This window comes from Haloechinothrix halophila YIM 93223 (genome assembly GCF_000504245.1).
In the GTDB taxonomy this organism is placed as follows: Bacteria; Actinomycetota; Actinomycetes; order Mycobacteriales; family Pseudonocardiaceae; genus Haloechinothrix_A; species Haloechinothrix_A halophila.
The window spans coordinates 3,873,837-3,893,766 of sequence record NZ_KI632509.1; the positions used below are offsets into that span (position 1 = coordinate 3,873,837).

Sequence of the window (19,930 nt, forward strand, 5' to 3'; positions counted from 1 at the left end):
CGTTCAGCGCACCGACTCACTGTGCACCAGCTCCACGATGCGGGTCAGCACGTCGGGATCGGTCTCCGGCAGCACGCCGTGGCCCAGGTTGAACACGTGCCCAGCAGCGGAGCGGCCCTCGGCGATGATCCGGCGCACCTCGCGCTCGACGCCGTCCCACGACGCCAGCAGCACCGCGGGGTCGAGGTTGCCCTGCACGATCGGCCGGTACTTGCCAGCGGGGCACGCGGCGGCGAGCCTGCTCACCGCGACGTCCAGCGGCACCCGCCAGTCCACCCCGACGACGTCGGCGCCCGCCTCGCGCATCGATGGCAGCAGCTCGGACGTCCCGACCCCGAAGTGGATGCGCGGCACTCTGGCGTCGGCGATGCCCTCGAACACCTTCGCCGAGTGCGGCATGACGTACTCGCGGTAGTCCCGCTCGGACAGCGCGCCTGCCCAGGAGTCGAACAGCTGCACCGCGTCGACGCCGGCGGCGAGCTGCGCGCGCAGGAACGTCAGCGCGACGTCGGAGAGCCGGTCCATCAGCTCGTGCCACAGCGCGGGCTCGGAGTGCATCAGCGCCTTGGTGCGCTCGTGGTGCTTGCTCGGCCCGCCCTCGACGAGGTAGGAGGCCAGCGTGAACGGTGCCCCGGCGAAGCCGATCAACGGCGTCTGTCCCAGCTGCGACACCAGCAGTGTCACCCCGGCCGCGACCGCGTCGACCTGGTCGGCGTGCAGCGGCGGCAGCGCACGGACGTCGGCGGCGGAACGGATCGGCGAGGCGACCACCGGCCCGGTGCCCGCGACGATGTCGATCTCCACGCCGGCCGCCTTGAGCGGCACCACGATGTCGCTGAACAGGATCGCGGCATCGACGCCGTGCCTGCGCACCGGCTGCATGGTGATCTCGGCGAGCAGTTCCGGCTCGAAGCACGCGTCCAGCATGGGGGTGTCTTTGCGCAGCTCGCGGTATTCTGGCAGCGAGCGCCCGGCCTGGCGCATGAACCAGACCGGGATGTGGCGCGGGCGTTCTCCGCGAGCGGCGGCGAGGAACGGCGACTCAGCGAGAACGCGCCGAGCGCCTGCAAGGGCTGGTTCAGTCAGTGAGGGCATCACGGCTTATGATCCCACACGGCGATTCCCCGTTTCTTCCGCAGTCCTGCGATTCGCGTCACGGTCTCGCAGGCCAGGCACGCCGAGCCTGCCCGCTTGCCCCGTCCTCGGCGTGGCTACGGCCCACCCAGGGTGGTTCCGTCCTACAGTCAGCGTCGTGTCTGCGATGACCCAAGCGCCTTCCGAGTTTCAGGCAGCAGTGGCGGCACTGCGGTCGGTGGAACCCAGGCCGGAGATCGAACTGGAGCCGGTCCGGCCGCCGCAGCGGCTCGCACCCTGGTCCTACGCGCTGAGCTGCGAGGTCACCGGCCCGGCCGAGGTGCTCGCCTCGGGCAGACTCGTGCTGCTGCACGACCCGGACGGCCAGGACGCGTGGCACGGGGTCCTCCGGCTCGTCGCCTACGTCACGGCGGAGCTCGACGCGGAGCTGGCTTCCGACCCGTTCCTGCCGTCGGTAGGCTGGTCCTGGCTCACCGAGGCACTGGAATCGACCGAGGCCAGCTACACCGCGCTCGGCGGCACCGTGACTGAGACGTCGTCGGCGCGCTTCGGTGACATCGCGGGACCGTCGCAGACCGAGGACCTCGAACTGCGCGCGTCCTGGACGCCCCTGTCGAGCGACCTCAAACCTCACGGCGATGCGTTCTGTCAGCTCATGGCCAGTGTGGTGGGCCTGCCACCGGTTGGGGTTACCTTGTTCGAGCAACGCAGCGGCTCCTGAACGACCCAGCCGAACCCCGGCGCACGCCCCGGTGAGTGATATTCACCCGAACGTGGGCGGATCGCGCTCGCATCCGACGCAACGCGGGGTGGCATCCGCGCGTCCCCCTAATAGCAACCTGGACTCGTGGTTTCGCGTGAAGATCGGTTCCTCCCTACCGTCCGCGCGTACACCCAGATGGGTGGCCACGGTGCCCCGTCCAGGCCCGCTCGCGCAGGCGTGCCCCCGCCTGCGCGAGCGGTATGCACATGCACTCGCAGGCCCAGGTCAGAACGGTTAACCTTGTTACATCGCCCGCTGCGCGGTGTGTGTTACAGGTTCGGGAGTTAATACCCCATTTGTGGGACATCGATGGCATACGGTGAGGAATTCGTTCAAATACTTACCCAATCGATCCCCCCACTGACCCTCTCGGGCGGCTAGAGTGCTCTCCACGACACCACTTTCGGTCCATAGCTGGCGCGGCTACATGGCCGAAGGTGCCTGTGCCGGTCGGGGGGCACGACCGACTCCAGGGAGGTAGTGACGTGGCTACCGTCGGCTTTACTCAGGCCGTTCGATCCACGCCTGCCGGCAAGCATGGTTCCGCATCCGCGGGAAGAGCTGTTCTCGGTGCTCGTGGTCGATGACCACCCGTTACTGAGAGAGGCGATTTCCGCACGACTCGCACAAATGGGTGCGGGTACTGTTCACGAGGCCGCCACGGTGGCCGAGGCGAGGTTACGGGCGTCGGCCACTGGGCCGTGCGATCTCGCGATCCTCGACCTCGGGTTGCCTGATGGCAGCGGCATCGAGCTGGTTACGGAACTCCGTAGCCACGGGTGGCCTCGGGTTGTGGTGCTCGCATCATCAGATGACCCGTACGCGGTACGGGCTGCGTTTCAGGCAGGTGCCCAGGCGTACCTGCTGAAATCGGCATCACCAGTCGCGGTGACCGACGGCGTCCGTAGGGTGCTCGAGGGTGGGGTGTACGCCGATCCCGGCGTCGCTCCGATACTGGCGACCGGAACCAGGGTGCCTGGCACCGACAACACCCCGCGCGAGTTGTCCTCGCGTGAGGTGCAGGTGCTGCAGCTCGTCGCGGACGGTCAGTCCAACAAGGAAATCGGTGAGGAGCTCAACCTCTCCGCGCTCACGGTGAAGTCTCACCTGTCGCGGATTGGCCGCAAGCTCGGCACCGGTGACCGGGCGCAGATGGTCGCCCTCGCCATGCGCGCGGGTGTCATTCGCTGATCACAGATCCCTACGGGACGGACGGCACCGCCGTCCGTCCCGTAGGGTTTCCGTCCGTGACGGACTTCTCGGACAACTCCGGCGAGGGCACTGACGGCATGGGTGGTGACGGTCTCACGGGCCAGGTGACGGTGATCCCGTTGCATGAGCCCAGGGACGGCGTCCCCGACGTCGTCGCCGACGATGCGGCGCTGGCGCGCGCCTGCGAGCGGATCGCCGAGGGCACCGGCGCGATCGCCGTCGACACCGAGCGGGCGTCCGGCTACCGCTACTGGCCCAAGGCCTACCTGATCCAGATCCGCCGCGACGGCGCGGGCACGCACCTCATCGACCCCACGGCGCTCGACGACGGTGGCCTCGCCCCGCTCGCCGAGATCCTCAACGACGCCCCGTGGGTGCTGCACGCCGCATCGCAGGATCTGCCCTGTCTCGCTGAACTCGATCTGTATCCCGCCGCGCTGTTCGACACCGAACTCGCCGCGCGGCTCGCCGGATACCACCGGGTCGCGCTGGGCACCATGGTTGAGCAACTGCTCGGCTACCAGCTGGAGAAGGGCCACAGCGCGGCCGACTGGTCCACCCGGCCGCTGCCAGCCGCCTGGCTGAACTACGCCGCACTCGACGTCGAATTGCTGCTGCCGCTGCGCGACCGGCTCCATGACGACCTGGAACAGCAGGGCAAGCTCGGCTGGGCCGAGCAGGAGTTCGAGGCCGTGCGCACCGCACCGGCACCCGAACCGAAGGCGGAACCATGGCGGCGCACCTCAGGCATCCACAAGATCCGCACGCCACGGGCGCTGGCCACGGTGCGCGCGCTGTGGCAGGCGCGTGACCAGCTCGCCCGCAAGCGGGACCGCGCGCCGGGCAGGGTGCTGCCTGACAGCGCGATCATCGCCGCCGCCAGCGCCGATCCCCGCACCGTCGAGCAACTGCGCGCGCTGCCGGTGTTCGGCGGCAAGATGCAGCGACGGCTCTCGTCGATGTGGCTGCGCCACATCCAGGCCGCGCGGAGCCTGCCCAAGGAGGAGCTGCCCAGCGCGGCGCAGAACAACGGCGGCCCGCCGCCCACGAACCGCTGGGCCGACCGCGACCCGGACGCCGCGGCGCGGCTGGCCGCCGCCCGCACGGCGTTGACCGAGCTGGCCGAGCGGCTACAGCTGCCGGTGGAGAACCTGTTGCTGCCGGACCTCGTCCGCAGGCTGTGCTGGGAGCCGCCCGACGACGTCTCCCCCGACGCCATCGCGGCGGAGCTGGCCGTTCGTGGCGCCCGCCCGTGGCAGGTGGAACAGACGGCGGGGTTGCTGAGCGAGGCGTTGCGCTCACGTGCTGGGTAGCGTCACCGTCACGCCCAGCCCGCCGCCAACGACCGGCTCGGCGGAGACGGTGCCGTCGTGGGCGTCCACGGCGGCCCGCACGATGGACAACCCCAGCCCGGCCCCCGCGCGCCCGGTGCGGCCCGCCCCGCCCCGGTGAAACGGCTCGAACAGCTCCGCCACCGTCGCCGGGTCGATCAGCGGCCCGGCGGAGCGCACCGTCAACGTCGAGTGTGTCGCGAACGCCTCGGTGCGCACGGTGATCCAGCCGCCGTCGACGTTGTGGCGTACCGCGTTCTCCAACAGGTTGCCTGCCACCCGTTCCAACAGCGCGGCATCACCCACCGCGGGCGCGGGCGCCACGCTCAGCTCTACCCGCAGACCGCGCTGCTCAGCTTCGTCGGCCACCGCCTGCCACGCGGTGCTGACCACGGTGCCGAGATCCACGGGCTCGCGCACGGCGAGCCCGGTGGCGTCGGTGCGCGCGAGCAGCAGCAGCGCGCCGACCAGCTGCTCAGCGCGGCGGGTGGCGGTGCGGACCACCTCGGCCATCCGCCGCAGCTCAGCCTCGTCGGCGGTGTCGTCGGCGAGGGTCACGTCCAACTCGGTACGGATCACCGTCAGCGGCGTCCGCAGCTCGTGACTGGCGTTGGCGACGAACCGGCGTTGAGCGTCGAACGCGCCCGCCAGCCGGTCCAGCATGTCGTCGATGGTCTCGGCGAGCGCGGCCAGTTCGTCGCGCGGCCGCAGTTCGCCGATCCGCTCCTCCAGCGACTCTGCGGAGAGACGGCGCGCGGTCCCTGCGATCTCGGCGAGCGGGCGCAGCACCCGCGAGGTGAGCGTCCACGCCAGGATCCCTGCGGCGAGCACCACGAACCCGAATGACAGCCCACCAGCGAGCAGCACCTGCTCACGGGCCTGCGCGCGCAGGTGATCGGCCAGCGCGGACGCCTCCACCTGAACACCGTCGACCTCGACCATGGTGCCGGGCGGCATCTGCGGCACGGCGGCGACGGAGTCGCGCACCAGCAGCCAGGCCAGCACCAGCAGCGCGGCGCTGACGCCCGCCGTCAGGCACACCGCGAGCAGGGTGATGCGCCCGCGGAGACCGCGGATGGGCAATGATGCCTGCCTGCCGATCACTCGTGTGAGGCTGTCCCGGCACCGGGCACCCGGTAGCCGGAGCCGACGACGGTCTCGATGATCCCCGGCTCGCCGAGCTTCTTGCGCAACGTCATCACGGTGACCCGCACGGTCGTGGTGAACGGGTCGGCGTTCTCGTCCCACACCCGCTCCAGCAGCTCCTCACTGCTGACCACGGCGCCACTGGCGCCGAGCAGCACCTCGAGCACGCCGAACTCCTTGCGGGTCAGCTCGATGGGGCCGCTGTCGCGATGCACGGTGCGCTTGGCGGGGTCGAGCCGCACGTCGCCAGCCGTCAGCAGCGGCGGTTTCGCCGGGGTGGAGCGCCTGCCGAGCGCGCGCACCCGCGCGACCAGCTCCGGGAAGGCGAACGGCTTGGCGAGGTAGTCGTCCGCACCGAGGGACAGGCCGGTGACCCGGTCTTCCACCGTGCCGCTCGCGGTCAGCATCAGCACGCGCGAGAGCTGGCCAGCGGCCACGATCTCCCGGCACAGCTCGTCACCCGGCATGCCAGGCAGGTCCCGGTCGAGCACGATCACGTCGTAGCGGGTGATCATCGCCTTCTCGTGCCCATCGTCACCGTTGAGCGCGACGTCGACAGCCATGCCCTCGCGTCGCAGGCCTCGCGCGACCGCTTCGGCCAGCGCTTCCTCGTCCTCAACTACCAGTACTCGCACGTCGTTACCGTGCCACAGCTCACGAACTGGCTTCAGTTCGGGCTCTCCGGAGCGGTTTGGTCTATGGCAGCGCGATTGTCCAGTTCAGCCTCCGCGACGACGCCGTCCAACCGGTCGGCCACCCATTCGGTGACCCGGCGCGCCACGTCTTGCGCGGTCAGGCCGAGCGAGGCGAGCAGCTCGCCTCGCGAGGCGTGCGAGTGGAACCGCTGCGGCACGCCGAGATCACGCAACGGGACGTCGACGTCGGCGTCCCGGAGCGCCTGCGCGAACGCCGCCCCGAAGCCACCGTGCCGTCCGCTGTCTTCCACTGAGACCACCAGCCGGTGCCGCCGCGCGAGCGCGATCAGCTCCTCGGGCACCGGCAGCACCCAGCGCGGGTCCACCACGGTGACACCGATGCCCTGGTCGGCGAGCTTGTCAGCGGCGTCGAGGCCGAGCTGGCCGAACGCGCCGACCGCGACAAGCAGCACGTCCTCGGAATCAGCCGCGCTGGCGGGCTCGCGGAGCACGTCGACGACGCCCTCGCGGCGCACCGCCTCGATCGGCGCGCCGACCTTGCCCCGCGAGAACCGCAGGGCCGTCGGGCTGTCGGAGACCGCGACCGCCTCGCGCAGCTCCTCGCGCAGCGTCGGCTCGTCGCGCGGCGCGGCCACCCGCATGCCCGGCACCATGCCCAGCAGCGACAGGTCCCACATGCCGTGGTGGCTCGCGCCGTCCGGGCCGGTGATGCCCGCGCGGTCCAGCACGAACGTCACCGCCTGCCGGTGCATCGCGACGTCCATCAACATCTGGTCGAACGCGCGGTTCAGGAACGTCGAGTAGATCGCGACGACGGGGTGCATGCCGCCCATGGCGAGTCCCGCCGCCGAGGTCACCGCGTGCTGTTCGGCGATACCGACGTCGAACACCCGCTCCGGGTGCGCCTCCGCGAGCTTGTGCAGCCCGGTGGAGTGCAGCATCGCCGCCGTGATGCCCACGATGTCGGAGCGGTTCTCCGCGACGCGCGCCAGCTCGTCGCCGAAGACCGACGTCCAGGCGGTGCCCGTGCTCGCGGGCGGCTTGCCGGTCGCCGGGTCCACGGCGGCCGTCTGGTGCATCTGGTCGACCTCGTCGTTGACGGCGGGCTCGTAGCCGTGGCCCTTCTCGGTGACCGCGTGCACGATCACCGGGTGCCGGAACGCCTTCGCGCGCGTCAGCGCGGACTCCAGCGCGTGCAGGTCGTGTCCGTCGACCGGGCCGAGGTACTTCAGCCCCAGGTCGGAGAACAGCGCCTGCGGGCTCAGCGCGTCCTTCAGGCCCGCCTTGGCGGCATGCGCCGCCGCGTACATCGGCTTGCCAACGACCGGGGTGTGCTGCAGCAGCTCTTTGCCGCGCTGCAGGAAGCGCTCATAGCCGGGCTGCAGCCGCAGTGACGCGAGGTGCTCGGCGATGCCGCCGATGGTGGGCAGGTAGGAGCGACCGTTGTCGTTGACGACGATCACGACGGGACGTTCCGAGGCCGCGATGTTGTTCAGCGCCTCCCAGCACATGCCGCCGGTGAGCGCGCCGTCGCCCACGACGGCGACCACGGTGCGGCCCTCACCGCCGGAGAGCTCGAACGCCTTCGCCATACCGTCGGCATAGGACAGTGCGGTGGAGGCGTGGCTGTTCTCGACGTGGTCGTGCTCGCTCTCGTCGCGCGCCGGGTAGCCGGAGACGCCGCCGCGTTGGCGCAGCAGGTCGAAGCCGTCCTGTCTGCCGGTGAGCATCTTGTGCACGTAGCTCTGGTGGCCGACATCCCAGAGCAGTGCGTCCTTGGGCGACTCGAACACCCGGTGCAACGCCAGCGTCAGCTCGACGACGCCGAGGTTCGGGCCGAGGTGCCCACCAGCGGCGCTGACTTTGTCGACGAGGAACTCCCTGATCTCAGCCGCGAGCTGAACCAGTTCGTCCTCGCTGAGCCGGGTGAGATCCCGGGGTTCCTGCACGGTTTCGAGCAACGTCACGCTCCACCTCGTCTCCAGCCCACGTTCTGGGAACCGTTGTACCAGTCTAGGAGCGCGGACCCATCCGAACGTGGCACCCGGCTATTGTGACGCCCGCGACGCGGTGCTATCAGGCCGCAGCAGGGCGACGCATTCGACGTGATGCGTCAGCGGAAATGCGTCGAAAGCTCGCAATTCAGACAGGCTATATCCGTGCTTGGCGAGTATCGCCACATCTCGGGCGAGTGCCGCCGGATCGCATGCGACGTAGACGATCCGCTCGGGTTCGCGGGCCGCGATGGCGTCCACGACGGCCTTGCCCGCGCCCTTGCGAGGCGGGTCGAGCACGACCACCTGTGGCAGTCCGGCGAGGCGTTCGAGCTGCCGCGCGACACTCCCCCGCCGCCATTCCACCTGGCCGACGTCCACCAGCGCGCGTTCGCCGTCGGCCACGGCCTGCCGGGATGACTCCACCGCGACGACGTGGCCATCAGCACCGACCTGCTCGGCCAGCACGGCGGCGAACAGCCCGACTCCGGCGTAGAGGTCCCAGGCCAGCGCGCCCTCGTCCGCCCGTGCCCACTCGGCGACCACGTCGGCGAAGGCGTCCGCGGCGGCCGGATGCACCTGCCAGAAGCCGTGCGCGTCGAACCGCCAGTCCCGTCCCGCCGCATGCTCGCGCGCCTGCCCGCCCGCGTACTGCCTCGTCTTCGTTCTGCCCCGCACGGTCTCGCTCGACCGCACGTGTACCCGGCCGCTGCCGTCCCGAGTGACCTCGATGTCCGCGCCCGGTCGCCAGCGCCGCGCCAGGACGTCGTCCAGCGCGCCAGGCACCGTGATGGCGCAACCGTGTCCTTCCAGCGGGATCACCTGGTGGCTACGGTGCGCGCGCAGGCCAGCGCGGCCGTCCTTGCCCGCCACCAGCCGGGTGCGGGTGCGCCAGCCAAGCGACCCGCCGGGCAGTTCCTCGACCTCGACGTCCCGCTCGATCCCAGCCAGCCGGCTGAGCTGTTCCGCGACCACGGCGGCCTTCAACTCGCGCTGGGTAGCGGGCGAAGCGTGCTGCCAGTCGCAGCCGCCGCACCCGCCCGGCCCGGACACCGGGCATGGCGGCGTCACCCTGCCCGGTGCGGCGTCGTAGACCTCGACGGCATCGGCGCGACAGAACGACCCGCCATTGTCCTCGGTGACCAGGGCCCGCACCCGCTCGCCCGGCAGGCAGTGCCGGACGAACACCACCCTGCCGTCGTGACGGGCGACGCAGTGGCCGCCGTGCGCGACGGCGTCGATGGTCAGATCGATGTGCTGGCCGTGCCAGCTCGTCTGTTGGTTCGTCGCCACATCGCGATCCGGTGCGGACTGTCGGTCGGTAGCCATGAGACATCAACAGTAGCCTGGTCGGCAGACCAGACGGTGTTGGGAGGTAGCGGCGTGCGCGTGATCATCATGGGGTGCGGCAGGGTCGGCGCCTCGCTCGCGGGCGCGCTGGAACGCCTTGGGCACGAGGTGGCCGTCATCGACAAGAACCTGGAGTCGTTTCGCAGGCTCGGCAGCGAGTTCCACGGCGACCAAGTGATCGGGACAGGATTCGACCGGGATGTGCTGGTCGAGGCAGGCATCGAGCGGGCGAGCGCGTTCGCGGCGGTGTCCAGCGGCGACAACTCGAACATCATCTCGGCACGGGTGGCGCGGGAGACGTTCGGCGTGCCGCGCGTCATCGCGCGCATCTACGACCCGAAGCGCGCCGCCGTGTACGAACGGCTCGGCATCCCCACCGTCGCGACGGTGCCGTGGACGACCGACCGGTTCCTGCGCACGCTGGTGCCGGACGGCGACGCCGAGGCCTGGCGCGACCCAACCGGCACGGTCGCGCTGCTGCGGCTGCAGCTGCACCAGGACTGGGCCGGGCACAGCGTGGCCGATCTGCAGGCGGCGACCGGGGCGCGGATCGCGTTCGTGAGCCGCTCCGGCGTCGCCCGCATCCCCGCCGAGACGGACACGCTGCACGCGGTCGACGAGGTCTACGTCGCGGCCCCCGCCTCGACGACCCGCGACATCACCACGCTGGCCGCGAGCACCCCACGGAGGACATGATGCGTGTCGCCATCGCGGGCGCGGGCGCCGTCGGGCGCTCCATCGCCTCCGAGCTGACCGACGCTGACCACGTCGTGATCCTGATCGAGCGCTACTCGGGCTCGTTCGAGCCGGAGAGCGTCGAGCGGGCGGACTGGATCCTCGGCGACGCCTGCGAGGTGTCCACGCTGGAGGAATCCGGGCTGGGCGACTGCGACGTCGTCATCGCCGCGACCGGGGACGACAAGGTCAATCTCGTGGTGTCGCTGCTGGCCAAGGAGGAATTCGAGGTGCCGCGCGTAGTGGCGCGGGTCAACGCGCCGGCCAACGAGTGGCTGTTCACCGAGGAATGGGGCGTGGACGCCGCGGTGTCGACACCTCGGATGCTCGCGGCGATGGTCGAGGAAGCCACCGGACTCGGCGAGCTGGTGCGGCTGATGACGTTCCGGCAGGGCCAGGCCGCGCTGGTGGAGATGACGCTGCCGGAACACGCTCGCGTAGTGGGCAAGTCGGTGCGCGACCTGGCTCTGCCAACGGGCGCGACGCTGGTGGCGATCCTGCGCGGGCCCACCGCGATCGCGCCACAGCTGGACGACCGGCTCGCGCCCGGCGACGAGCTGCTGTTCGTCGCCCGCGCCGAGACCGAGCCCCAACTCAGGGAAGCCCTCAGCTAGCGCACCCCCGCATCGCGGGGTCGCGCCGTGTCCCCCACTCGGCACGTTGTGTCCGACGTTCCCGACGCCGTGTCCTGCACTCCCGGCGCCGTGTCCGACGTTCCCGACGCCGTGTCGTGCACTCCGGACGCTGTGTGGCACTGACCGTCACCGTCGGCGAGCCCGCGATGTCCTGGGTGCGCACCACGCCCTCCCGGGCGCTCACTACGACGTCACGAGCGCCAGACATGGCGTCCTGAGTGCCGGACACGACGTTCTGAATGCAGGACACGGCGTCCTGAGTGCCGGACACGGCGTCCTGAGTGCAGGACACGATGTTGGTTAGGAGTACTTCTCGCGCAGGCGTTGTTCGATCTCGGCCTCGGTCTCGATGCGCTCGGCGGCGAGCGCTTTGAGACGCCGCTCCGAACGGCGGATCGCCCAGATCACCACGATCAGCGCGAGCCCGAACAGCGGCAGGCCCATGGCGATCTTGGTGAACGCCAGCCAGCCGGTCAGGTTCTCGGCGTAGAGCCACTGCTGCACGGTGTAGCGAGCGAAGAACACCACCGCGCACGCCAATGTGGCGATGTCGTATGCCCGCAGCGACGGCTTGTCCTTGCGCCACGCCATGCCTGAGCCGTTGAGCAGGTTCCAGGCGACGCCGACCAGCGGCCAGCGCACCAGCACCGAGGTCACGAACACTCCGCCGTAGACCAGGCTCACCCAGATGCCCCACAGGAAGAACCCGCGCGCCTCGCCGGTGCGGTAGGCGATGAACGCCGCGATCCCGACGCCGAAGAAGCCGGACACCGCAGGCTGCACGGTCTCCTTGCGCACGACACGCACGACCGTGATGATCGCGGCGCTGACGAGCGCGCTCCAGATACCGATGGTCAGGTTCCCGATCGAGTTCGCCAGCACGAACACGATCACCGGGATGGCTGAGTACACCATTCCGGTGACGCCGCCCATCTGCTCCAGCAACGACTTCTCGTCGACCTTGCGCCGCACCTCGGCAGCGGCGTCGGCGGGAGCGGCACCGCCAGTGCCGTCGGGCTGCGCGCCCGCACCGTCGGCGTGCGCACCACCACCGTCAGGGTTCGCGCCGTCACCACTGGGGTTGCCGCCGCTGTCGATCGGCGCCGCAGCGGTGTCGCTGGGCGCATCGCCGGATTCGGCCTCGGCCTGTGCCTGCTCTACTCGGTCGGCCACGCGGGTCTCACGTTTCTGTCGCGGTGCGGCTGTCTGTGCTGGTGCTGCTGCCAGCGTAGCGCCCACCGGCGTGGGCGCGGATGTGGTCAACGATCATAAGGCGCATGGACGTCCCCGACAGCCAGCACGCGCGGACCGCGATCCTGCTGCCCGGCACCGGTTCGGACGAGGTGTTCGTCGCGGCGGCGTTCGCGCGGCCGCTGGCCGAGCACGGGATCCGGCTGATCGCCCCGCCCCCGGAACCGGGCGCGGACCTGGCGCACGCCGCCACCCGCGCACTGGACGAGGCGGCGGACGAGGCGGGCGCGCCGGTGCTGGTCGGCGGAATCTCGCTCGGCGCGCACGTCGCGGCATCCTGGGCGCTGCGCAACCAACGCCGCTGCGCTGGTCTGCTCGCGGCACTGCCAGCGTGGAACGGCGCGGCCGACGCCGCACCAGCCGCACTCGCGGCACGCTCATCGGCAAGCCTGGTGCGGGCCAACGGGCTGGACCGGGCGCTCGACATCGCCACCGCGGACGTCGCGCCGTGGCTAGCCGCCGAGCTCAGCCGGGCGTGGCGGCGCACAGGACCCGGCCTCGCGGACGGCCTCGACGCGGCGGCATCACACCCCGCACCGGAACTGACCGCGCTGGCCACCCTCGACGTCCCCGCCGGGATCGCGGCCTGCTTCGATGACGACGTCCACCCCGCCGACATCGCCTATGCCTGGGCGGACGCGCTGCCGATGGCCGCAGTGCGGGAGACGTCACTGACCGCGATCGGCGCGGACCCAGCGTGTCTCGGCCACGCGGCGGTACGCGCCTACCTGGACATCACCGGGTAGCGGCTACTCGCCCCTGCGGGCTGCGATGTGGTCGGCGATCGCGGCCGGAAGCGTGATCGGCAGCGGGTTGCGCACCGGCATCGGGCCCTCGCCCCGGTTCACGACCGTGCCCCTGACCAGCGCGCGCAGCATCTCCGGCGCGCCCTCGGCGACCTGGTGCGAGCCCGCGATGACACCGCGCAGCATCCACCTCGGCCCGTCGACGCCGACGAAGAACAACGCCGTGTCGCCCATGCGCACCGACAGCTCCATGCCCCAGACGCCGCGCAACCGCCGCACGGTCGCGCCATCGGAGCGCAGTTGCTCGGCCAGCTCGTTGCTCACGTCGGGCCACAGCCGTCCGCTTCGCGGCGCGGCGTAGGCGCTGATGGTGACCTGCCCGTGCGCGGTGACGACGTGCACGGCGCGCACGTTCTGCGTCTCCTGGTCCATCTCGACCTGCACCTGCGCGCCTTCCGGCACCGGCACCTGCACCGAGCCGAGGTCCATTCGCGCGACGCTGTCGTCCGGCGCGTCGGCGATGTCGTAGGGGCCATCGGTCTCGGCGAGCGTCGCGCCGCGCGGGGCCGACGCCTCGTCCTCGTAGTACTCGTGGCCCTCGTAGCCGTAGTGATCGTACTCGGGCTGCTCGCCATCGACGTAGTCGGTATCGCCCGGTTCCGGCAGTGCGTGGCGCCCCCGCTTGACGGGCTCGCTGCGACGCTTCCGACCGAAGATTCCCACTATGCCCACTTCTCCATCATTCGCACGCGCTTCTCGTCGCGCGCGTCGTCCGGGTTCGTCACCTGGTGTATCACGAGCATGGCCATCACAGGATGGCGTGGCCGCCGGTGGACCCGTAACCACCAGCGCCGCGCTCGGAGTCCGGCAGCTCGTCGACCTCGACGAACTCGGCCTGTGCCACGCGCTGCACGATCAGCTGCGCGATCCGGTCGCCCCTCAGGAGCTTGATCGACTCCCTCGGATCGTGATTGATCAGGCAGACCTTGATCTCGCCGCGATATCCCGCGTCAATCGTGCCCGGCGCGTTGACGATCGACAAGCCCGACCGGGCGGCGAGACCGGAACGCGGATGCACGAACGCGGCATACCCGACAGGCAGCGCGATCGCCACCCCAGTGCCGACCATCACCCGCTCCCCCGGCGCGAGCACCGCGTCGGTCGTGGTGACGAGATCGGCTCCGGCGTCTCCTGGCTTCGCGTAGCGTGGCAGCGGCACATCGGGGTCGAGCCGCGACAAGGGGACCTGAACGTCTGGCACGGCAGCCGAGACTACTCTGACACCTTGTGGGAGCTTCCTCGGAGTCTGGTGAACCGTCCGGTCCGGCAGCGCGAACCGCCCCCGCCGTGATCTATACCGAGCGGCTGTATGTCGCCTGGTGGGGCTGGCTGCTGCCGCTGGCCGCCGCCGTGCTGATCGCCTTCGAAGTGGGCATGGCCTACGACGCCGTGCCGGCTTGGCTGCCGTATGTCGTCACGGTGCCGCTCGCGCTGGCCGTGTTGCTCATGCTCGGCAAGACGACCGTGCGCATCACCACAGCGTACGACGAGGACGGCGAGACCGAGCTGCACGTGGGGAACGCACATCTGCCGGTCCGCTACATCGGCGACGTCGAGGTGATCGCGCAGCCGGACAAACGCATCGCGCTCGGTCCTGGCCTCGACCCGGTCGCCTTCGTCGTCCACCGGGGCTGGATCGGCTCGCTGCTCCGCGTCGAGGTCGCCGACGAGCGGGATCCGACGCCGTACTGGCTGTTCAGCACTCGCAAGCCGGAGCGGGTGGCCGCACTCCTGACCACCGCGGCTGGCCGCGACGGCTCGAGCACCCAGCGTTAGCACCGGTAGAACACCGGTAGAAACAGTTCGGCGGGGTGACCGGACTAATCCCGTCACCCCGCCGGACGCGCCGCGTCACGCTTCAGGCGCAGTCCCTGCAGATCATCTTGCCGCCGCCTTCCTCGGCGAGCCTGCTGCGGTGATGCACCAAGAAGCACACCGAGCAGGTGAACTCGTCCGCCTGCTTCGGCACGACCTTGACCGTCAGGTCCTCACCGGACAGGCCGGACAGGTCAGCACCTGGCAGCTCGAAGTTCTCGGCAGACGCGTCCTCGTCGACGTCAACGACGCCGGACTGCGTCTCGTTTCGTCGCGCCTTCAGCTCCTCCAACGAGTCTTCGGCCAGCTCGTCGGCTTCGCTGCGGCGCGGAGCGTCATAGTCAGTCGCCATGGTCCCTCACCCCTGCGCTCAGCATCGTTCATCGGTTACCTGGATACCCAGTCCTCGACCGGGTATACCGTTTTCGCTGGACAACGATCCAGCACCCAGATTTGTGCCCGAATCGCAAGGGAAATCGTGGGTTGGCGGCGATGTACGCCTCTTACCTGGTGGAATCCCTCCACGCTCCGGAGCCCGCAGAGGGTAGCCCATGGCAGGTGCCAATATGCAACTACTCACGCGGCACTGATACGCAAGTCACGCCGAGTTTAAGCCAATCGGGTAACGGTCACACAAATTCCAGCCGAACCATCGCCGTGTCAGCTTGCCCGGGTTGCCCCGTTCGTGATCCGATTTCGGCTGGATAGCCGCCGGTAGGCCACCCTGCTGGCGGTCTTATGCTGAGCCCGGCTCATCGCAACCCCGATGTCTGAGCCGGTGGCCCTGGGACGTAAGACTTACGCTTGTTAACAGCGATATACGGGGCGCGTAGCGGTCGGCTGAGCGGAAGGGACAGGCAAGTGCCAGCGGGGATCGGGTTCTCGGGGCGAAAATCACGCCCCTACCGGAAGCACCGTCCTCTACCTGCCGTGCTCCTGGTCACCCTGCTCGGAGCGGCCTCGCTCTACATCTGGTTCTCGGTATTCGAGAATGCGGGCAACGTCGACGAGGCCATCCGCTGCCATCCACCGGCGTCGGCGCCACCAGGTACGCAGTACACCTCGGTCGGCCACGACGCGCTGGACGACGTCGCCCCGATCCCGCCTGGCGCGGTCCCCGTTCAGGTGCTCAACGCCGGCGATATGCGCGGCGAGGCCGCCATCACCACCGCCGAGCTGCGCCAGCTCGGCTTCACACAGCTCGAGGAACCGGCCAACGATCCCGCCTACAAGGACCGGACAGCCAACTGCAGGGGCCAGATCCGGTTCGGTGACAACGGCGCGGCCGCCGCGCGCACACTGAGCCTGATCGACACTTGCCTCGAGCTGATCAACGACGGCCGCAAGGACGCGACCGTGGATCTCGCGATCGGCACCCAGTTCACCGACGTGATGCCGCGCAGCGAGGCCGTCGAAGTGCTCGACCAGCTCAGCGCGTGGGCGAAACGCAACTCCGGCAGGGGAAACAGCGAGCTGGCAAGCAAGAACGGGCCCGCCATCGACGAAAACCTGCTTGAGGCGGCTCGCCCGCCCAACTGCTGACGGCCCCCGCGCCGCACGTGTCGGACGCGGCCCAGAACGTCAGAGTCACGCCCGCTGCGGGCACCGCCCGGCGCCGCTGACGCTCACACCTCGGCGGCGCCGCAGTCGATCAGCGCGGTGCGCAGCGGCTCGGCGATCGTCGGCGCCGCGGCCAGGATGGCGTCGGCACCCAGCTCGAGGTCATCGCCGGGCAGCGTCACCCGCACGCCTGCCTCCGCCGCGATGAGCGCGCCCGCAGCCCAATCCCAGCGGGACAGGCCGTGCTCGCAGTAGGCGTCGACCCAACCCGCCGCGACCGCGCACAGGTCCAGCGCCGATGACCCGCCCCGGCGGATGTCGCGGACCCTGCCCAGCATCGCCGCGACCAGCCGCGCCTGGCGCTGCCTGCGGTCCGACCGGTAGGCGAACCCGGTCGCGAGCAGGGTGAGGTCGAGACTGTCCGGGCTGCCGCGCAGCGGAACGCCGTCGAGCCAGGCGCCCACTCCCCTGGCCGCCGTCCAGCGCCTGCCGCTGACCGGCTCCACCACCGCACCCGCGACGGAAACGCCGTCAATCTGCGCGGCAACCGAGACCGCGAACGCCGGATAGCCGTAGAGGAAGTTCACGGTGCCATCGATCGGGTCGACCACCCAGGTCACGCCGCCCGCCGCGGTGTCGGTCGCGCTGTCCGTAGCGCCGTTGCCTTCCTCCTCGCCGAGCACAGCGTCACCGGGTCGCAGCTCGGCGAGCCGTGACCGGATCAGCCGCTCGGACTCCGTGTCGGCGGCGGTCACGACGTCGGTCGCGCTGGACTTGGTCTCCACGCTCATCGCGCCGCCGTCGCGCATCTCGGCGTGACGCTGGCGCACCAGCTCGGCCGCGTCGGCCGCGACGGTCTCGGCGATCTCGGCGATCTCGGTCAAGCTCCGTTCGTCTGTCACGACGTCATCCGACCACAGTCAGCCGCGTGTCGCGGACGCAGGGGCACGCGCGGGTGACGCGCTGAACGGGCGACTCGCCGCGTCAGAACGGAGGACTCGCGGCCACCTTACGGAATTGATACAGACACAACGCCATGCCCGGGACGGGAACCCTCTAGAGTCACACCATCGACCCATGCATGACAGGAAGGGACTACCGTCCAGATGACCTCCCTCGGCTTCGGTATCGACATCGGCGGCAGCGGCGTCAAAGGGGCGCTCGTCGACCTCGCCACCGGCACCCTCGCTGGCGACCGGATGCGCATCCCCACTCCCCAGCCAGCGACACCGGACGCCGTCGCCGATGTGGTGGCCGAGCTGGTCGAGACCTTCGACTGGGCGGGCCCGGTCGGGGTCGCGCTGCCCAGCGTCGTCAAGCATGGCGTCACGCAGACCGCCGCCAACGTCGACAAGGCGTGGATCGGCACCGATGCTGATGAGCTGCTGGCCAAGCGGCTCGGTCGCGACGTCGACGACATCGGGGTGCTCAACGACGCCGACGCCGCGGGCATCGCGGAGGTGCATTTCGGCGACACGCGCGCCAGCAAGGGCGTCGTGGCGTTTCTGACCTTCGGCACCGGGATCGGCAGCGCGCTGTTCGTCGACGGCACGCTCGTGCCGAACACCGAGTTCGGCCACATCGAAGTCGACGGCGTCGACGGCGAGACACGCGCGGCCGCGTCGGCGCGCGACACCGAGAATCTCGATTACCCAGAGTGGGCCGAGCGGGTCTCCCGTTATCTGACCGTGTTCGAAAATTTGCTGTGGCCAGATCTGATCGTCGTCGGCGGCGGTGTCAGCAAGAAATCCGAAATGTGGGTGCCACTACTGACCGTGCGCACCCCCATCGCGGTGGCCTCGCTCAAGAACCATGCGGGTATCGTCGGTGCCGCGGTCGCGGCCAACGAGGGCCTCGCACACTGACACAGAGTAGGTTCCCATCCGGCGATGGACCGCGTGTTCCAGTCCATTTGGGTGACGAAGACGCGGTAGGATTGGCGGTCGCGATGATCGCTTCGGAGCCTATTCCTGGTTCGTCGTTACAATGGAACACGGCCCCCGCTTCCGGCACACGAAACCGCAGGCAGGAGCCTTTACCCCGAAACCTGAAGCAGCTGAGGTCGTTGATCCTCGGCGTAGCAGATTCACGAGCTGCGAAAGGGCATACGTGGCAGCCGCAAACACTGCAACCCGGCACGGGTCCAAGGCAGGCAACACAGAGCGCGCCGACGACACGACCGACGCGGCGTCGGGTGTCACCGACGCTGAGTCAGCTCCGAAGACGGCCAAGGGTCGCAAGGGCGGCACGAAAGCAGCAGGCAAGAAGAAGACCAGCAAGAAGGCTGGCACCGTCGCCGACGCCGCCGAGGCCATCGAGGCAGCCGCCGAGGAGAAGGAATCCCCCGACCTCGCTGATCTCGAGGCGGTCGAGGTCGATGTCGTCGATGCGACCGTGACGGAGGAGCTCGAGGAGGTCGCTGAGCAGAAGCCAGGCGGCAAGACCAAGGCCGACGGCGACTTCGTCTGGGACGAGGAGGAATCCGAGGCGCTGCGGCAGGCGCGCAAGGACGCCGAGCTCACCGCGTCGGCGGACTCCGTCCGGGCGTACCTCAAGCAGATCGGTAAGGTCGCGCTGCTCAACGCCGCCGAGGAGGTCGACCTCGCCAAGCGCATCGAGGCCGGTCTGTACGCCTCGGAGCGGCTGCGCGCCGCTGAGGAGGACGGCGAGAAGCTCGCCACCCAGATGCGCCGGGATCTGCGCTGGATCGTCCGCGACGGCGAACGCGCCAAGAACCACCTGCTTGAAGCGAACCTCCGGCTCGTCGTCTCGCTCGCCAAGCGCTACACCGGCCGCGGCATGGCCTTCCTCGACCTGATTCAGGAAGGCAACCTCGGCCTGATCCGCGCGGTGGAGAAGTTCGACTACACCAAGGGCTACAAGTTCTCCACCTACGCGACCTGGTGGATCCGGCAGGCGATAACTCGCGCCATGGCCGACCAGGCCCGCACCATCCGTATACCGGTGCACATGGTGGAGGTCATCAACAAGCTCGGCCGCATCCAGCGCGAGCTGCTGCAGGACCTCGGTCGCGAGCCCACCCCGGAGGAGCTCGCGAAGGAGATGGACATCTCCCCGGAGAAGGTCCTTGAGATCCAGCAGTACGCCCGCGAGCCGATCTCGCTTGACCAGACCATCGGCGACGAGGGCGACTCGCAGCTCGGCGACTTCATAGAGGACTCAGAAGCCGTCGTCGCGGTCGACGCGGTCTCCTTCACGCTGCTGCAGGACCAGCTGCAGTCGGTGCTGCAGACGCTGTCCGAGCGCGAGGCGGGTGTCGTGCGGCTGCGGTTCGGCCTCACCGACGGCCAGCCGCGCACGCTGGACGAGATCGGTCAGGTCTACGGCGTCACGCGGGAGCGGATCCGGCAGATCGAGTCCAAGACGATGTCCAAGTTGCGCCATCCGTCCCGTTCGCAGGTGCTCCGGGACTACCTCGACTGACCCCACTTCACCCTTCCCCATCCGACCGTCCGCTTCGGCCGATTGGCGTACTTGGTCGGCCGTTCAGCGGTCCTGGCGGGTCATCACGGACGCCATTTACTAACCCGAGCGCACTAGTACTTGACCGTGTGTTGTTC

Annotated in this window: 20 protein-coding genes; 10 read left to right on the forward strand and 10 right to left on the reverse strand. The window is 69.7% G+C overall.

Annotated features, from left to right (window positions below; all coding sequences use genetic code 11):
- Positions 1 to 3: 3 nt before the first annotated feature.
- Positions 4 to 1,086: a uroporphyrinogen decarboxylase gene (hemE, locus tag AMYHA_RS17740; protein ID WP_407919911.1), complete on the reverse strand. Its 1,083-nt coding sequence runs from the start codon at positions 1,084 to 1,086 to the stop codon at positions 4 to 6.
- Positions 1,087 to 1,252: 166 nt separating this feature from the next.
- Between hemE and AMYHA_RS17745 the strand changes: the two genes are divergently transcribed.
- From AMYHA_RS17745 to AMYHA_RS17755, 3 genes are all read left to right on the forward strand, one after another.
- On the forward strand, positions 1,253 to 1,816 hold the full coding sequence (locus AMYHA_RS17745) for a DUF3000 domain-containing protein (RefSeq protein WP_034272707.1): 564 nt from the start codon (positions 1,253 to 1,255) through the stop codon (positions 1,814 to 1,816).
- A gap of 579 nt (positions 1,817 to 2,395) precedes the next feature.
- Positions 2,396 to 3,049: a response regulator gene (locus tag AMYHA_RS17750; RefSeq protein ID WP_034277762.1), complete on the forward strand. Its 654-nt coding sequence runs from the start codon at positions 2,396 to 2,398 to the stop codon at positions 3,047 to 3,049.
- 98 nt (positions 3,050 to 3,147) lie between these two features.
- Positions 3,148 to 4,383 (forward strand): ribonuclease D, encoded by a 1,236-nt coding sequence (locus tag AMYHA_RS17755; protein WP_034277764.1) that lies wholly within the window; start codon positions 3,148 to 3,150, stop codon positions 4,381 to 4,383.
- Here AMYHA_RS17755 and AMYHA_RS17760 read toward each other — a convergent pair.
- The 4 genes from AMYHA_RS17760 to AMYHA_RS17775 form a co-directional block, all read right to left on the reverse strand.
- Positions 4,369 to 5,502 carry a sensor histidine kinase gene (locus tag AMYHA_RS17760; RefSeq protein WP_034277765.1) on the reverse strand — a complete coding sequence of 378 codons (1,134 nt, stop codon included), beginning with the start codon at positions 5,500 to 5,502 and terminating at the stop codon, positions 4,369 to 4,371. The genes AMYHA_RS17755 and AMYHA_RS17760 overlap by 15 nt on opposite strands.
- The gene (locus AMYHA_RS17765; protein WP_034272710.1) at positions 5,502 to 6,182 is read right to left on the reverse strand and encodes a response regulator transcription factor; all 681 of its coding nucleotides are present in this window, start codon (positions 6,180 to 6,182) and stop codon (positions 5,502 to 5,504) included. Before AMYHA_RS17765 ends, AMYHA_RS17760 begins: the two co-directional genes overlap by 1 nt.
- 32 nt (positions 6,183 to 6,214) lie before the next feature.
- Positions 6,215 to 8,170 (reverse strand): 1-deoxy-D-xylulose-5-phosphate synthase, encoded by a 1,956-nt coding sequence (gene dxs, locus AMYHA_RS17770; RefSeq protein ID WP_034272713.1) that lies wholly within the window; start codon positions 8,168 to 8,170, stop codon positions 6,215 to 6,217.
- A gap of 81 nt (positions 8,171 to 8,251) precedes the next feature.
- Complete coding sequence (locus AMYHA_RS17775) at positions 8,252 to 9,526, reverse strand: class I SAM-dependent RNA methyltransferase (protein WP_051400050.1); 1,275 nt, start codon at positions 9,524 to 9,526, stop codon at positions 8,252 to 8,254.
- A 54-nt stretch (positions 9,527 to 9,580) separates the two neighbouring features.
- On the opposite strand from AMYHA_RS17775, the gene AMYHA_RS17780 reads away from it, so the two are divergent.
- Both AMYHA_RS17780 and AMYHA_RS17785 read left to right on the forward strand, forming a co-directional pair.
- On the forward strand, positions 9,581 to 10,243 hold the full coding sequence (locus tag AMYHA_RS17780; protein WP_034272715.1) for a potassium channel family protein: 663 nt from the start codon (positions 9,581 to 9,583) through the stop codon (positions 10,241 to 10,243).
- A complete protein-coding gene (locus AMYHA_RS17785) occupies positions 10,243 to 10,896 on the forward strand; it encodes a potassium channel family protein (RefSeq protein ID WP_034272718.1) in 654 nt (217 codons plus the stop codon). Before AMYHA_RS17780 ends, AMYHA_RS17785 begins: the two co-directional genes overlap by 1 nt.
- Before the next feature lie 321 nt (positions 10,897 to 11,217).
- Here the strand turns inward: AMYHA_RS17785 and AMYHA_RS17790 are convergent, their stop codons facing one another.
- On the reverse strand, positions 11,218 to 11,889 hold the full coding sequence (locus tag AMYHA_RS17790; protein ID WP_330760652.1) for a DUF3159 domain-containing protein: 672 nt from the start codon (positions 11,887 to 11,889) through the stop codon (positions 11,218 to 11,220).
- A 305-nt stretch (positions 11,890 to 12,194) separates the two neighbouring features.
- Between AMYHA_RS17790 and AMYHA_RS17795 the strand changes: the two genes are divergently transcribed.
- Positions 12,195 to 12,914, forward strand: a complete 720-nt coding sequence (locus tag AMYHA_RS17795; protein WP_034272721.1) for an alpha/beta fold hydrolase — start codon at positions 12,195 to 12,197, stop codon at positions 12,912 to 12,914.
- A gap of 3 nt (positions 12,915 to 12,917) precedes the next feature.
- Here the strand turns inward: AMYHA_RS17795 and AMYHA_RS17800 are convergent, their stop codons facing one another.
- Together AMYHA_RS17800 and dut are read right to left on the reverse strand one after the other, a co-directional pair.
- Entirely contained in the window at positions 12,918 to 13,637 is a 720-nt protein-coding gene (locus tag AMYHA_RS17800; protein ID WP_034272724.1) for a DUF3710 domain-containing protein, read from the reverse strand.
- A gap of 85 nt (positions 13,638 to 13,722) precedes the next feature.
- Positions 13,723 to 14,175 (reverse strand): dUTP diphosphatase, encoded by a 453-nt coding sequence (dut, locus tag AMYHA_RS17805; RefSeq protein WP_034272727.1) that lies wholly within the window; start codon positions 14,173 to 14,175, stop codon positions 13,723 to 13,725.
- A gap of 26 nt (positions 14,176 to 14,201) precedes the next feature.
- Between dut and AMYHA_RS17810 the strand changes: the two genes are divergently transcribed.
- Positions 14,202 to 14,750: a DUF3093 domain-containing protein gene (locus AMYHA_RS17810; protein WP_051400051.1), complete on the forward strand. Its 549-nt coding sequence runs from the start codon at positions 14,202 to 14,204 to the stop codon at positions 14,748 to 14,750.
- An 82-nt stretch (positions 14,751 to 14,832) separates the two neighbouring features.
- On the opposite strand, the gene AMYHA_RS17815 is transcribed toward AMYHA_RS17810, so the two are convergent.
- Positions 14,833 to 15,141 (reverse strand): DUF4193 domain-containing protein, encoded by a 309-nt coding sequence (locus tag AMYHA_RS17815; protein WP_034272733.1) that lies wholly within the window; start codon positions 15,139 to 15,141, stop codon positions 14,833 to 14,835.
- 509 nt (positions 15,142 to 15,650) lie between these two features.
- On the opposite strand from AMYHA_RS17815, the gene cei reads away from it, so the two are divergent.
- Positions 15,651 to 16,331 (forward strand): envelope integrity protein Cei, encoded by a 681-nt coding sequence (gene cei / locus AMYHA_RS17820; protein WP_034272736.1) that lies wholly within the window; start codon positions 15,651 to 15,653, stop codon positions 16,329 to 16,331.
- 83 nt (positions 16,332 to 16,414) lie between these two features.
- Here the strand turns inward: cei and AMYHA_RS17825 are convergent, their stop codons facing one another.
- A complete protein-coding gene (locus AMYHA_RS17825) occupies positions 16,415 to 17,251 on the reverse strand; it encodes an inositol monophosphatase family protein (protein ID WP_196776929.1) in 837 nt (278 codons plus the stop codon).
- A 204-nt stretch (positions 17,252 to 17,455) separates the two neighbouring features.
- Here AMYHA_RS17825 and ppgK point away from each other — a divergent pair, with 204 nt between their 5' ends.
- Positions 17,456 to 18,214: a polyphosphate--glucose phosphotransferase gene (ppgK, locus tag AMYHA_RS17830; RefSeq protein ID WP_034272741.1), complete on the forward strand. Its 759-nt coding sequence runs from the start codon at positions 17,456 to 17,458 to the stop codon at positions 18,212 to 18,214.
- Between the two features lie 244 nt (positions 18,215 to 18,458).
- Positions 18,459 to 19,793, forward strand: coding sequence for an RNA polymerase sigma factor (locus AMYHA_RS17835; RefSeq protein ID WP_034272743.1), 1,335 nt, complete (start codon positions 18,459 to 18,461; stop codon positions 19,791 to 19,793).
- Positions 19,794 to 19,930: the final 137 nt, after the last annotated feature.